The organism is Streptomyces sp. NPDC058308, assembly GCF_042880275.1.
GTDB lineage: Bacteria > Actinomycetota > Actinomycetes > Streptomycetales > Streptomycetaceae > Streptomyces.
The window spans coordinates 185,452-197,966 of the sequence record NZ_JBHVZA010000002.1; the positions used below are offsets into that span (position 1 = coordinate 185,452).

At 70.8% G+C, this 12,515-nt stretch carries 10 protein-coding genes; 3 read left to right on the plus strand and 7 right to left on the minus strand.

Features of this window, described 5'->3' with window-relative positions; all coding sequences use genetic code 11:
- Nucleotides 1-26 precede the first annotated feature (26 nt).
- Nucleotides 27-491, minus strand: a complete 465-nt coding sequence (gene aroQ, locus ACFVYL_RS03435) for a type II 3-dehydroquinate dehydratase (protein ID WP_389712620.1) — start codon at nucleotides 489-491, stop codon at nucleotides 27-29.
- A 182-nt stretch (nucleotides 492-673) separates the two neighbouring features.
- Between aroQ and ACFVYL_RS03440 the strand changes: the two genes are divergently transcribed.
- Entirely contained in the window at nucleotides 674-1,969 is a 1,296-nt protein-coding gene (locus ACFVYL_RS03440) for an MFS transporter (RefSeq protein WP_389712621.1), read from the plus strand.
- Nucleotides 1,970-2,057: 88 nt separating this feature from the next.
- Here the strand turns inward: ACFVYL_RS03440 and ACFVYL_RS03445 are convergent, their stop codons facing one another.
- The 6 genes from ACFVYL_RS03445 to ACFVYL_RS03470 all read right to left on the minus strand — a co-directional run bounded on the left by ACFVYL_RS03445 (nucleotide 2,058) and on the right by ACFVYL_RS03470 (nucleotide 10,663).
- Nucleotides 2,058-3,158, minus strand: coding sequence for a calcium:proton antiporter (locus ACFVYL_RS03445; protein ID WP_389712622.1), 1,101 nt, complete (start codon nucleotides 3,156-3,158; stop codon nucleotides 2,058-2,060).
- A gap of 90 nt (nucleotides 3,159-3,248) precedes the next feature.
- Nucleotides 3,249-4,265, minus strand: coding sequence for a TerC family protein (locus tag ACFVYL_RS03450; protein WP_389712623.1), 1,017 nt, complete (start codon nucleotides 4,263-4,265; stop codon nucleotides 3,249-3,251).
- Nucleotides 4,266-4,526: 261 nt separating this feature from the next.
- Nucleotides 4,527-6,539 (minus strand): TerD family protein, encoded by a 2,013-nt coding sequence (locus ACFVYL_RS03455; RefSeq protein ID WP_389712624.1) that lies wholly within the window; start codon nucleotides 6,537-6,539, stop codon nucleotides 4,527-4,529.
- Nucleotides 6,540-6,630: 91 nt separating this feature from the next.
- The gene (locus ACFVYL_RS03460; RefSeq protein WP_361727022.1) at nucleotides 6,631-7,209 is read right to left on the minus strand and encodes a TerD family protein; all 579 of its coding nucleotides are present in this window, start codon (nucleotides 7,207-7,209) and stop codon (nucleotides 6,631-6,633) included.
- Nucleotides 7,210-7,541: 332 nt separating this feature from the next.
- Nucleotides 7,542-9,704: an excinuclease ABC subunit UvrB gene (gene uvrB, locus ACFVYL_RS03465; RefSeq protein ID WP_389712625.1), complete on the minus strand. Its 2,163-nt coding sequence runs from the start codon at nucleotides 9,702-9,704 to the stop codon at nucleotides 7,542-7,544.
- 80 nt (nucleotides 9,705-9,784) lie between these two features.
- Nucleotides 9,785-10,663, minus strand: coding sequence for an MHYT domain-containing protein (locus tag ACFVYL_RS03470; RefSeq protein WP_389712626.1), 879 nt, complete (start codon nucleotides 10,661-10,663; stop codon nucleotides 9,785-9,787).
- Between the two features lie 275 nt (nucleotides 10,664-10,938).
- Between ACFVYL_RS03470 and ACFVYL_RS03475 the strand changes: the two genes are divergently transcribed.
- Together ACFVYL_RS03475 and ACFVYL_RS03480 are read left to right on the plus strand one after the other, a co-directional pair.
- Nucleotides 10,939-11,832 carry a glycerophosphodiester phosphodiesterase gene (locus ACFVYL_RS03475; protein WP_389712627.1) on the plus strand — a complete coding sequence of 298 codons (894 nt, stop codon included), beginning with the start codon at nucleotides 10,939-10,941 and terminating at the stop codon, nucleotides 11,830-11,832.
- Nucleotides 11,833-11,895: 63 nt separating this feature from the next.
- On the plus strand, nucleotides 11,896-12,450 hold the full coding sequence (locus ACFVYL_RS03480; RefSeq protein ID WP_389712628.1) for a methylated-DNA--[protein]-cysteine S-methyltransferase: 555 nt from the start codon (nucleotides 11,896-11,898) through the stop codon (nucleotides 12,448-12,450).
- Nucleotides 12,451-12,515 lie beyond the last annotated feature (65 nt).

The following is a 12,515-nucleotide window of genomic DNA, read 5'->3' on the forward strand; positions in this document are numbered from 1 at the left end:
AGGTACCAGGGGTACGGGGGTACGCGTCACGCACCGGCGGCGACCAGCGCCGCCACCCGCTCCACCGCGAACGCGTACCCCTGCACCCCGCACCCCGCGATGACACCGTCGGCGCGCTGCGACACGTAGCTGTGGTGCCGGAACGCCTCGCGCTGATGGATGTTGGAGATGTGCACCTCCAACACCGGCATCCCGTCACAGGTGTTGAGGGCGTCCAGGATCGCGACGGACGTGTGCGAGTAGGCCGCGGGGTTGATGACGATGCCCACGTGATGCTCGCGCGCCTCGTGGATCCAGTCCACCAACTCGCCCTCGTGGTTACTCTGCCGCAGGTCCACGGTCCCGCCGTGCGCGGCGGCCGCCTTGGCGCACAGGGCCTCGACGTCGGCGAGGGTGTCGGTGCCGTAGATCTCGGGCTGGCGCCGGCCGAGGAGGTTCAGGTTCGGGCCGTTCAGGATCATGATCGGGGCGGTGGCGAGGCTACGCGTCATACGGGAGGTCTATCACGCCCCCCGCGCGCGGGAGACACCGGAAGAGCGTGATGCGCCGACAGCGGGATACGCCGGCAGCGTGATGCGCCGGAAGCGGGACGCACTCCCCCCAGCACCTCGCACCACCGCACGCCCCCCGCGACCCCACGTAACCGAGTGTCACTGTGGGTAGTTGACGTGGCATGCGCCCCACCGGACCACCCTCACTGCCGCGTCTCGCGGCCGCCTCCCTCGCCGGGACCGCCATCGAGTTCTACGACTTCTTCATCTACGGGACGGCCGCGGCGCTGGTCCTCGGACCGCTGTTCTTCCCCACCTTCTCCCCGCTCGCGGGCACCCTCGCCGCCTTCGCGACCTTCGGAGTGGGGTTCGTCGCGCGGCCCCTCGGCTCCGTCCTGTTCGGGCACATCGGCGACCGGCACGGGCGGCGGCCGGTGCTCGTCGGATCGCTGCTCCTGACCGGCGTCGCCACGGTCGCCGTCGGCTGCGTACCGGCGTACGGATCGATCGGGATCGGCGCCCCCCTGCTGCTCCTGGTGCTGCGGTTCCTGCAGGGACTCGGGCTCGGGGGTGAGTGGGGCGGCGCCGTGCTGCTCACCGCCGAGCACGCGCCGGCCGAGCGGCGCGGGCTGTGGGCGAGTTTCCCCCAGATCGGACCCCCGGTCGGCTTCCTGCTGGCCAACGGCATCATGCTGGCCCTCTCGGCGACGCTCACCGACGCGCAGTTCGCGGCCTGGGGCTGGCGCGTGCCGTTCTGGGCGGCGGGCCTGCTCGTCGCGGTGGGGCTCGCGCTGCGCACCTCGCTCGCGGAGAGCCCGGAATTCCTGCGGGTGCGCGAGCACGCGCGCGTGCCGCTCGTCGAGGTGGCGCGCGGGCACTGGAGGCTGGTGCTCCTGACCGCGGGCGCGCTCGCCTTCGGGTACGCGGTGTTCTACGCCGTGACGACGTGGTCCCTCTCCTACGGAGTGGAGCGGCTCGGCGTGAGCCGCACCGTCATGCTGGCCTGCATCATGGCCGCGGTGGTGGTGAAGGGCGTATTGACGCCGGTGGTGGCCGTGCTCGGCGACCGGTACGGGCGGCGGCCGCTGTGCCTGCTCGGCTGCGCCGCGTCGGCGCTCTGGATGTTCCCGATGATCGCTCTGTTCTCGACCGGGCAGCCGCTGCTGATGTTCCTCGCGTTCCTGGTGGCGATGCTCGCCTTCATCATGGTGTTCGCCGTGGTCGCCGCGTACCTGCCGGAGCTGTACGAGCCCCGGCTGCGCTGCACGGGCGCAGCGGTCGGCTACAACCTCGGCGGGGTCCTCGGGGGCGCACTCACCCCGATCGTGGCGACCGCGCTGGCGGCCGGGGACGGGACACCGTGGGGTGTGGCCGCGTATCTGACGGGCATCGCGCTGCTGAGCCTCGGCTGCTTCGCGCTGCTTCCGGAGACGCGTCCGGTGAAGGTGGCGGACGGCCCAGTGGCCACGGTGGGGTGATGGCTCTGTGAGGTGACGGCTCTGCGGCGTGATGGCTCTGTGGGGTGACGGCCATGACGACGTAATGGATGGATGGCTGGATGGCTGGCTACGGGTTGATCGCCAGCTCCAGGTACGCCGCGAACAGCACCAGATGGACGCCGCCCTGGAGCGGCGTGGCGCGCCCGGGGACGACCGTGAGCGTGCCGACCACCACCGTGAGGGCGAGCAGCACCATGTGCGTCGAGCCGAGTCCGAGCACGAGCGGCCCGGACAGCCACACGGAGGCGACAGCGACGGCCGGGATGGTCAGTCCGATGCTGGCCATCGCCGAACCGAGGGCGAGGTTGAGGCTCGTCTGCACGCGCTCGCGGCGGGTGGCGCGGACGGCCGCGATCGTCTCCGGGAGCAGCACGAGCAGCGCGATGATCACGCCGACGACGGCGTGCGGCATGCCGGCGCTCTCCACTCCCGACTCGATCGTCGGGGAGACGCCCTTGGCGAGGCCGACCACGCCGATCAGTGCGAGGGCGAGCAGCCCGAGGCTGGTCAGCGCCTTCCGGGCGGAGGGGCCCTCGGCGTGGGTGTCGGCGTCGATGACGTCGCCCTGCCGGGTGAGGGGCAGGAAGTAGTCGCGGTGGCGCACGGTCTGGGTCGTCACGAAGAGGCCGTACAGGGTGATCGAGGCGATCGCGGCGAAGGTCAGCTGGGAGGTGGTGAACTCGCCGCCCGGCTTGGTGGTGGTGAAGGTCGGCAGGACCAGGCAGAGCGTGGCCAGGGTGGCGACGGTCGCGAGGGCGGCGCCGGTGCCCTCGGGGTTGAAGACCGCGGTGCGGTGGCGCAGGGCGCCCACCAGGAGACAGAGCCCGACGATGCCGTTGCAGGTGATCATCACGGCGGCGAAGACGGTGTCCCGCGCGAGGGTGGCGCTCTTGTCGCCGCCGTCGGCCATGAGGGTGACGATCAGCGCCACCTCGATGATCGTCACCGCGACCGCGAGGACGAGGGACCCGAAGGGTTCGCCCACCCGGTGCGCGATCACCTCGGCGTGGTGGACGGCGGCGAGCACCGCCCCCGCGAGGATCAGCGTCACCAGGCCGACGACCGGGCCTGGCAGGTCCCGCCCCCAGGTGAACGCGAGGAGGACGATCGCGAGGATCGGCACCACGGCAGTCCACTGCATGCCGAGCGCCCGGAGCCGAGTGACCATGACTCGATGCTGCCCCGGGCGCTCGGGTGCCGCGACTCGGTACCGCCCGCCCGGTGCCGTGCGGGCGGCTCCGGGCGGGCGGCGTGAGAGTCAGGCCTCGATGCTGTCCTTGCGCTCGTCGCTGTCCTTGCGCTCGTCGTCCGCGGCTTCGGCCGCCGCCTGCCGCTCCTGCTTCCTGGTGGCGAGGAGGCTGGTGATCGTCGTGATCACCAGGACACCGCAGATGACGCCGAGCGAGACCGGGATGGAGATCTCGGGTACGTGCACCCCGTTCTCGTGCAGGGCGTGCAGGACGAGCTTCAAGCCGATGAAGCCGAGGATCACCGACAGGCCGTAGCTGAGGTGGACCAGCTTCCTGAGCAGGCCGCCGATGAGGAAGTACAGCTGCCGCAGACCCATCAGGGCGAAGGCGTTGGCGGTGAAGACGATGTACGGGTCCTGGGTGAGGCCGAAGATCGCCGGGATGGAGTCCATCGCGAAGAGCACGTCGGTGGTGCCGATGGCGAGCATGACGACCATGAGCGGCGTCATGATCTTCTTGCCGTTCTTCTTGATGAACAGCTTCGTGCCCTCGTACCGGTCCGAGACGCCGAACTTCTTCTCGATGGACTTCAGGAGGCGGTTCTCCTCCCAGTCCTCTTCCTCCTCGTCGGCGCGGGCCTCCTGGATGAGCTTCCAGGCGGTGTAGATCAGGAACGCGCCGAAGATGTAGAAGACCCACGAGAAGTTGGCGATGACCGCGGCGCCGGCGGCGATGAAGATCGCGCGCAGGACCAGGGCGATCAGCACACCGAACAGCAGCACCCGCTGCTGCAGGTGGGACGGGACCGAGAACTTCGCCATGATCAGGATGAAGACGAAGAGGTTGTCGACGGAGAGCGACTTCTCGGTGATGAAGCCCGCGAAGAACTCGCCGGACGCCTGGCTCTCACCGGCGACCAGCAGGCCGATGCCGAAGAGCGCCGCGAGGACGATCCAGACGACCGTCCATATTCCGGCTTCCTTGATCGACACGTCATGGGGCTTGCGCCCGATGAAGAAGTCGACCGCGATCAGGGCACACAGACCGAGAACGGTCGTCACCCACAGAGTCATTGAAACGTCCACTGCGCCTCCGGCGTCGTACGGCTACTGATCAGCGTCGTCGCTGCCGGAGGTCTCTTCCACCCGAGGCGTCTGCCGCCGTACGGGCCGACGCCCCGGGACCGATGGCGGTCCGTATTGACGGGTACGTCGCAGCCGGGAGTACTCCCCTCCGCAGGTAGAAGCGTACGCGAAGCACCAAGGTTTGGTAAAGGGAATGGTAAACAAGAGCCAAAAGCCCTGGTCAGGGCGGTACAAAAGTCGCTTTGCCGTCACGCTTCGACGTCAACGCCCGCCGTTGCGCCGGGCCGTCGCGACCTGGTCGAGGACCTGCCGCAGGACCTGGCTGCCCTGCGGCATCGCCGGCGGATCGTACGTCCAGGCGTGGCCGACCCAGGGGTCGGCGAGGTGGTCGTCGGGGACCGGCGTCAGCCGCAGCAGCGCGCGCCACAGGGGGTCGAGCAGCGGGCCGTACTCGGCGGCGTCCTCGCGGTCGGCGACCATCATGAGGTGGACGCCGACGGCCGGGCCCTCGTCCGCGAGGTAGCGCAGCCGGGTCACGGCGCGGTCGTCGAAGCCGTGCGGGAAGTCGTTGACGATCAGGAGCTGCTCGGCGGTGTCCACGTCCGGGGGCAGCGCGTCGGCCGCGCCGCCGCGGACCGCCATCTGCACCAGGTCGACGCGCTGGGTGAGCTTGGCGAGCACCTCGCAGACGCCTGCGGCGCCGGAGGCCGGGGGCCCGGCGAGCACACCGGCCGTCACGAGCGGCGCGAGGGCGGGCGCGGCGGCTCCCGCCGCGTCGATCACGTGCACCTGGAACTCGCCCGCCGGATAGGCCGCGAGCAGCCGGGCCGCATGTGCGACCGCGGTGTCGACGGCCAGCCTGCGCAGCTCGGCGGGGTCGGTGAAGGAGTTGGTGAGCGCCTTGCCGCTGTCGATCCACAGGCCGCGCTCCAAGGGCAGCCGGACGAGCATCGGAATCCGCAGGCCGACGCGCTCGGGGAGGTGGAGATCGCCGAGGCGCAGCGCCATCGGGATCTCCATCGGAGCGCGGTAGGCGTGCCAGACGGGGCTGCTCCACGCCGCGTACGCCGGGGGCAGGGCGGGCTCGACGACCTCGGACTCGGCGGCGAGCTGGGCGAGGTCGCGGTCGAGGGCTGCCCTGGCCCGGCCGACGAGGTCCGCGTGCCGGGCGCGGGCGGTCTCCCGCGCGGCGTCGCCCGTGCCGCCGATGCGGCTGCGCGGGTCGGACAGGACCTTGTCGAGCTCCTGCTCCATGCGCGAGTCGGCGAAGTCGACGGCGCTGCGGTACGCCGCGGTGGTGCGGGCCAGGTCCTCGAACATGCCCCACACCTGGTTGTAGAGCCGCTCCTCCATCGACCAGCCGGTGGCGTCGCCCGCGACGGGCCTCGCGGGCTCCCCGGGCCCGGCCGGGGGCGCGGTGGGCGGCGGCGTCGGGGGCGCGGACGTCCGGCGGCTCGGGTGGGTGTAGTCGACGGGGCCGCCGCCGCTCTGCGGGTCCGTGGACGCGGCGCAGGGGGCGGAGGCGGTGGGCGTGACGCCGGTGGCGGTGTCGTCGTCGCCCGGCTGCCGCGGGGGCGGGGCGGACTGCGGCTGACTCTGCGGCTGGCTCTGCGGCTGCCCGTGCGCGGGGGCGGGCAGGCCCTGGGCGGTCCGCCCCTGGGCCGTGGTGCGCACGCGGGTGTCGTCCGCGGTGCGGGGCGGCGGCGCGGCCACGGAGCGGGCCAGGCCCCGGGCCACCGCGTCGTCGATCGCGCGTGCCAGCTCGCGGGCCTCGGGCAGGCCCTGGTCGGTGAGCATCTCGGCGAGGCCGCCCGCGTACCCCTGGCCGACCGCGCGGACCTTCCAGGCACCCTGCCGGCGGTAGAGCTCCAGGGCGACGACCGCCGACTCGGCGTCCAGGTCGGTGATGGTGTAGCTGGCGACCTCGGCGCCGTCGAGCGTGGTGACCGCGACGAAGGGGGCGGCGAGCGCGCGGAAAGCGGCCGGGTCCCCGGCGCCGACGGGCAGCGCGAGCAGCACGCTGACCCGGTGGACGGTGTCCGGCAGGGCGCCGAGGTCCACGGCGAGGCGGTGGTCCGCCGCAGCCTGCTTGGACACTTCAAGGCCCGGCAGGGTGGGCGAGCCGGGATGGGCCACGCACTCCACGCCCCGGACCCGGCCCCGGTCGTCGCCGAGCGTGGCGCCGGCCACGACCGGGTTCCCCGCCGATACGCGGATCTCCAGGCGGGTCCCGGGTAGCGGGTGGTTCTGCCCTCGCACCAGCTCGGCCGTCATCGCGTTCGTTCCCCCTCGGGGGCTCCCGCGAGCCCCGTACCTCGTACGTACTGCGGACCGGCGTGCCGTCAGGCGCGGCCCATGGGCGCACTCACAGGTGCGGCAGGATCGACGGCATCAGGTCCTGGAAGGTGCGGCCGTTGGCGGGGTTGCCGATGGCCGTCATCTGCCAGCCCTTGCCCGCGCGGTGGACCTTCGCCATGATCTGCGCGGTGTACTGGCCGCCGCCGTCCAGGGTGTAGCGGGCGAGCTCCTGGCCGTTGGTCTCGTCGACCAGGCGGCAGAAGGCGTTCTGCACCTCCTGGAAGGTCTGGCCGGTGAAGGAGTTCACCGTGAAGACGATCTGGTCGATGTGTACGGGGACCCGCTGGAGGTCGACGAGGATCGCCTCGTCGTCGCCGCCCTTGCCGACGCCGCCCACGAGGTTGTCGCCGGTGTGCCGCACCGAGCCGTCGTCGCTGACCAGGTGACGGAAGAAGACGACGTCGAGCGGCTGCTTGTCCGCGAACAGCACCGCCGAGGCGTCCAGATCGACCTCGCGGGTGCGCGAGCCGAACAGACCGCGGCGCGGGGCCGCCTGCCACCCCAGTCCCATGCGCACCGCGGTCAGGGCGCCCCCGTCGTCCTTCTGCAGGCTGATGGCCTGACCCTTGGTCATGTTGACCGTCACGCGCTGTCCCCTCTCGAACTGCCTGGGCAGCCGCCTCTTGCGGCTGCCCAGCACCCTATGCAGCGCGACCTGCACAACCGCACTCCGGGCAGCACTTTGTGGCGGCTTTGCAACAGACCGGGCAGTACGCCGTTCCCCCCTGTCCCGAGGGGGTTTCTAGGCCCTGTCGTCAAACTCGCGTCGTTCGCCCGGAGGGCGGTCTCGCGGCGTCTGGTGCGTGCGATCGCAAGGCGGAGGGTCATCCCGGTACTGGGCGTACCGGGATGAGCCCGACAACGCGGCGAGCGTGCGTGCCAGGCGTCGCGAGGCAGACGGGAGTTTGACGACAGGGCCTAGGCCTGCCCCGCCTCCCTCATCTGACGGAGCTCCTTCTTCATCTCGGACACCTCGTCGCGCAGCCGTGCGGCGATCTCGAACTGCAGGTCGGCGGCGGCCGCGCGCATGCGCTCGGTCATCTCCTCGATCTGCCCGGCCAGTTCGGCCGCGGGGCGGTCGGTCGGGACGGTCCCGGCGCCCTTCTTGGCCTTGGCCTTGGTCTTGGCGGGCGCGGCCGCCTTGCCGGCCTTGGCCGTCTCGCCGCCGAGCGAGGGCACGGGGGCCTTGGCGCCCTTGCCCGCCTTCGGCTTGCGGTAGTCGGAGCCGAGGAGCTCCTCGGTGTCGACCTCTTCGCGCGCGATCGCCGACACGATGTCGTTGATCTTCTTACGGAGGGGCTGCGGGTCGATGCCACGCTCCGTGTTGTACGCGATCTGCTTCTCCCGGCGGCGGTTGGTCTCGTCGATGGCCTTCTCCATCGCCGGGGTGATCTTGTCCGCGTACATATGGACCTGGCCGGAGACGTTGCGCGCGGCGCGGCCGATGGTCTGGATCAGGGACGTACCGGAGCGCAGGAAGCCCTCCTTGTCGGCGTCGAGGATCGCCACCAGGGAGACCTCGGGCAGGTCGAGGCCCTCACGGAGGAGGTTGATGCCGACCAGGACGTCGTACTCACCGGCGCGCAGTTCGCGCAGGAGCTCGACGCGGCGCAGGGTGTCGACGTCGCTGTGGAGATAGCGGACCTGGATGCCCAGTTCGAGGAAGTAGTCGGTGAGGTCCTCGGCCATCTTCTTGGTGAGGGTGGTGACCAGGACGCGCTCGTCCTTCTCGGTGCGCGTGCGGATCTCGTGCACCAGGTCGTCGATCTGGCCCTCGGTGGGCTTGACGACGACCTCGGGGTCGATGAGGCCGGTGGGGCGGATGATCTGCTCGACGAAGCCGTCGCCGCGCGAGAGCTCGTACTTCCCCGGGGTCGCCGAGAGGTAGACCGTCTGCCCGATGCGGCCGAGGAACTCCTCCCACTTCAGCGGGCGGTTGTCCAGGGCGGACGGCAGCCGGAAGCCGTGGTCGACGAGGGTGCGCTTGCGGGAGGCGTCGCCCTCGTACATCGCGCCGATCTGGGGGACCGTGACGTGCGACTCGTCCAGGACCAGGAGGAAGTCCTCGGGGAAGTAGTCGATGAGGGTGTGGGGGGCGGTGCCGGGGGCGCGGTCGTCGAAGTGCATCGAGTAGTTCTCGATGCCGGAGCAGGAGCCGATCTGGCGGAGCATCTCCAGGTCGTACGTGGTGCGCATGCGCAGGCGCTGGGCCTCCAGCATCTTGCCCTGCTTCTCCAGCTCCGCGAGGCGCTCGGCGAGCTCCTTCTCGATGCCGTTGATCGCCTTCTCCATGCGCTCCGGGCCCGCCACGTAGTGCGAGGCCGGGAAGACGTACAGGTGGTCGTCGTCGCTGATGACCTCGCCGGTGAGCGGGTGGAGGGTGGAGAGCGCCTCGATCTCGTCACCGAACATCTCGATGCGGACTGCCAGCTCTTCATAGACCGGGAAGATCTCGATGGTGTCGCCGCGGACCCGGAAGGTGCCGCGGGTGAACGCCAGGTCGTTGCGCGTGTACTGGATGTCGACGAAGCGGCGCAGGAGCTGGTCGCGGTCGATCTCCTCACCGACCTTGAGCGACACCATGCGGTCCACGTACTCCTGGGGGGTGCCGAGGCCGTAGATGCAGGAGACGGAGGCGACCACGATCACGTCGCGCCGGGTGAGCAGCGAGTTCGTCGCGGAGTGGCGCAGGCGCTCGACCTCCTCGTTGATCGAGGAGTCCTTCTCGATGTAGGTGTCCGACTGCGGGACGTACGCCTCGGGCTGGTAGTAGTCGTAGTACGAGACGAAGTACTCCACCGCGTTGTTCGGCAGGAGCTCGCGGAACTCGTTCGCCAGCTGGGCGGCCAGCGTCTTGTTCGGCGCCATCACCAGGGTGGGGCGCTGGAGCTTCTCGATCATCCACGCGGTGGTGGCGGACTTGCCGGTGCCGGTCGCGCCGAGGAGGACGACATCCTTCTCACCGGCGCGGATACGTCGCTCCAGCTCGGCGATGGCCGCCGGCTGGTCACCGCTGGGCTGGTACGGACTGACGACCTCGAAGGGTGCCACCGTGCGTTCGATCTTGGATACGGGCCGCATGGAATCCACCGTACGACCCCCCACTGACAACCGGGCCGGATCGGCCGCTCAACGGCCCCCCGTGCCCGGTCCGTGGCTGCTCACCAGTTCTGCGGGGTGCGGGAGCCGGGGCGGGTGCGGGGGCGGGGCCGGCGGCGGGCGGGCGGCACGTGGCGGTCGCCGGAGCGGGGGACGGGGTAGGACTGCCGGGCGCGGGCGCCGTTCGCCGGGTTCCTGACGTCGGCCCGGCCGCCCATCACCATGAGCGGGTCGAACATCACGATCACGCCCGCGAGGAGCAGGAAGGCGAGCGGCCCGATCATCATGGGCGCGAGGATCTCGGCGGGCGAGTCGCCGGGCGGCGCGGCGCCGGACCCGTGCAGGTGGACGCTGAGCCCCGCCATGCCCATGTAGTGCATGCCGCTCACGGCCAGGCCCATGACGAGGCTGGCGCCCAGGCTCCACACGAAGCCCCTGACCTGCCCGGCCGCCCAGAGCGCGGCGGTCGCGGCGACCATGGCGATCACCACGGAGGCGGCGACGGTCAGGGTGTTGTACTCCAGCGTCCCGCGAAGACGCATACCGGCCATTCCCAGGTAGTGCATGGAGGCGACGCCGAGGCCCGTCACCGTTCCGCCGGTGAAGAGGGCGGTGCCCGTCGCGCCCCGGTAGCCGACGATGAAGATGCCGATGCCGACCATGAGGATGGCGACGGCGAGGCTCGCGAAGGTCAGCGCCTTGTCGTAGTGGACGGGGGCTTCCTCCACGGTGAAGCCCATCATCGCCACGAAGTGCATGGTCCAGATTCCGGACCCGATCGCGGCCGAGCCGAGCGCCAGCCAGCCGGGCCGCCAGGAGTGGGCGACGAGCAGCGATCTGGTCGTGCAGCGCAGGCCGAGCGCTCCTCCCAGACAGGCCATGAGGTAGGCCACCACCGGTGTGACGACTCCGTAGCTGAACCCGTCGACCGTGCCCTGCATGCGCGGCAGCCCTTCCGCCCGTTGTGCCCAAAAGCCCTGAAAACGTTCCACACACCCCCTGCTGACGGCCGTCCGAAAGGCCGTCGGCTGAGGCCGAGAGTAAAGCTCACGCCGGAACGCACGAACGATTTTCCGGCAAAGAATCGCGTTCCCCACGCGCGGGGTCCTCGACTTTGATGACTTCGTTCAACCTGTGGCCATCCTGCACCTGTCTCCCGTTGGCCGCTGACTGTCACTCTCGACCGGTCCGCGATCTCACGACGCGAGGAGTACCCGTGTACGCACGCGCTGCCGCCACCACCGTCGCCCTCCTCGGAGCAGGTGCGCTCGCCCTGCCCGCCGCCACCGCCACCGAGCAGCCCGGCGCGGCACCGAGCGCCACCAAGCATCACAGCCCCGTGGTCGTCGCCCACCGCGGCGCCTCCGCCTACGCGCCCGAGAACACGCTCGCGGCGATAGACAAGGCCCGCGACATGGGGTTCCGCTGGGTGGAGAACGACGTCCAGCGGACCAAGGACGGCGAGCTGGTGATCGTGCACGACGACACCCTGAAGCGGACGACGAACGTCGAGGAGGTCTATCCCGACCGGGCTCCCTGGAAGGTCGCGGACTTCACCGCCGCGGAGATCGCGAAGCTCGACGCGGGCAGCTGGTTCAGCCCGAAGTACGCCGGGCAGCGCGTCCCGACCCTGAAGCAGTACATGCGCAGGGTGTCGCACAACCACCAGAAGCTGGTCTTCGAGTTCAAGAAGCCCGAGCTGTACCCGGGCATCGAGAAGCAGGGCCTGCGGGTCCTGCGCGACACGGGCTGGCTCGACAAGCACCACGTCAAGAGCAAGCTGGTCATCCAGAGCTTCAGCGCGGACAGCGTGAAGACGGTGCACGCACTGCGGCCCGATGTGAAGACCGGCTTCCTCGGCACGCCCGCGGTCGCCGAGCTGCCCGCGTACGCGCGGTTCGCCGATCAGATCAACTCCTCGCACACCACCATCTCGGCCGGTTACGTCTCCGCGCTGCACGCCGTGAAGGGTCCGCACGGCAAGCCGCTGGAGATCTTCACGTGGACCGTCAACGACGCCCCGGGCACGGTGCGCGCGGCGGGCTTCGGCGTGGACGGGATCATCACCAACACGCCCGACGTCGTCCGCAAGGCGCTGCGGGACGACTGACGGACCTCCTGCGCGAGAGCACGGCCGGCCGCGTTGTCAGTGGCCGGCCGTACGGTGGTCGGCATGAACGCCACTGCGCAGGACCGGCGTGCCGCCGTGTGGGCCGTCGTCGACAGCGACATCGGGCCGCTGCTGCTCGCCGCGACCGGCGAAGGCCTGGTCACCGTGGTCTTCCACGCCACCGATGCGGTCCGGGTGAAGGCACTGGACCGGCTCGGCTCCCGGCTGGGCGCCGAGCCGGTCCACGCGCCGGACTCGCCCCTGCTCGCCGAGCCGATACGCCAGTTCGCGGAGTACTTCGCGGGCGGGCGGCACGACTTCGAGCTGCCGCTCGACTGGTCCCTGATCTCCGGATTCAACCGTCAGGTGCTGCGCGAGCTCCTCTCCGGCGTGCCGTACGGCTCGGTGGTGGGCTACGGCGACCTGGCCCATCGCGTCGGCCAGCCGGGCGCGGCCCAGGCCGTGGGCCTCGCGATGGGCGCCAACCCTCTGCCGGTCGTGGTGCCCTGCCACCGCGTGGTGGAGCGCGACGGCGGAATCGGCGGCTTCGGGGGCGGTCTGGAGACCAAGCGCCACCTGCTCGCCCTGGAGGGGGTGCTTCCTCAGCCGCTCTTCTGACCCGGCTCCCTGTTCTGACCCGGCTCCCTGTTCCGGGCGCGGACGCCCTGTTCCGCGCGCGGACG